Annotated in this window: 1 protein-coding gene; it reads right to left on the bottom strand. The window is 79.9% G+C overall.

Annotated elements, in window-relative coordinates; translation table 11 throughout:
• Positions 1-3: 3 nt before the first annotated feature.
• A partial coding sequence (locus C1I95_RS34025) for a coiled-coil domain-containing protein (RefSeq protein WP_233514073.1) occupies positions 4-1,151 on the bottom strand: 1,148 nt, incomplete at its 5' end.

The following is a 1,151-nucleotide window of genomic DNA, read 5'->3' as shown; positions in this document are numbered from 1 at the left end:
GTTTTAGGGGGTGGGGGTGAGGCGGGTTAGGGCGGTGGCTAGGTCGGCGACCTGGCCGGCGAGTTGGGCGACGCGTTGGCGGGCCTCGTCGCGGTCGGCTTCGGCGGCGCGCAGCCGTACCGTCAGCTCCGCCGCCTGGCGCTCGGCGGCGGTCGCGGCAGCCCGGGCGGTGGTCAGGTCGGTGTGCAGGGTGTCGGCGCGGGAGTTGGCGGCGGCCAGGTCGTCGCTCGCCTGCCGCGCCGCCGCCTGCGCCCGGTCACGGTCGGCGTCGGCCCGGGCGCGCTCCCGCTCGGCCCGGTCGGTGTCCGCCCGGGCCGTCGCCGCGTCGGCCCGGGCCTGCTCGGCGTCGCTGCGCTGCTCGGCGGCCTGGGCCCGGGCCAGTTCGGCCTCGCCGCGGGCCTGCTCGGCGTCGGTGCGGGCCCGGTCCGTGTCCGCCCGCAACCGGTCGACCTGGGTCCGCAGTTGCTCGGCGTGGGTGGTCGCCTCCGCGGCGGCCTGTCCGGCGCGCTGGGCGTCGGCCCGCGCCGTGTCCCGCTCGGCGGTCAGGTCGGCGGTACGGCGGCGCTCGGCGGCCAGGTCGGCGTGCAGGGTGGCCACCTGCGCGCGGGCGGTGTCCCGGTCGGACTCGGCCTGGGTCCGCAGCGCCTCGGCGGCGGCGGTCGCCCGCCGGGCGTCGTCGCGGGTCGCCTCCGCCTGCTCGGCGCGGACGGCAGCCGACACGGCCTCCTCGGTGGCCCGGGCCGCGTCGGCCCGCGCGGCGTCGCGTTCGGCCGTGGCGGCCTGCGCCTGCCGGCGTTCCCGCTCGGTGCGGGCGGCGGCGTCCTCGGCCGCCCGCACCGCCTCGTCCCGTTCGGTCTGCGCCGCCGCCACCTCGCCGGCGGTCTCCGCCCGGACCTGGGCCAGCTGCCGTTGCACCCCGGCGGGGGACAGTTCGGCGTGCAACGCCTCGGTCAACGTCTCCACGATCTGGTCCAGCCGGTCCACGGCCTCCCAGGTACGGGCCACCTGGCCGGGCAGGCCGGGGGCGTTGCGGTGGCGCATCCGGCTGTTGCGCGACGCCCGCTGGCAGGCGCCGTCGTTGTCCCGGCAGTACCGGAACGGTCGGCCCGCGCCGGCGCGCTGCGGCACGTCGCGTCCGCAGTAGGCACAGG

Origin of the sequence: Micromonospora craterilacus, from assembly GCF_003236315.1 — a bacterium.
Lineage (GTDB): Bacteria > Actinomycetota > Actinomycetes > Mycobacteriales > Micromonosporaceae > Micromonospora > Micromonospora craterilacus.
The sequence above is the reverse complement of the archived record's forward strand: the minus strand, read 5'-3'. Positions and strand labels throughout refer to the sequence as shown.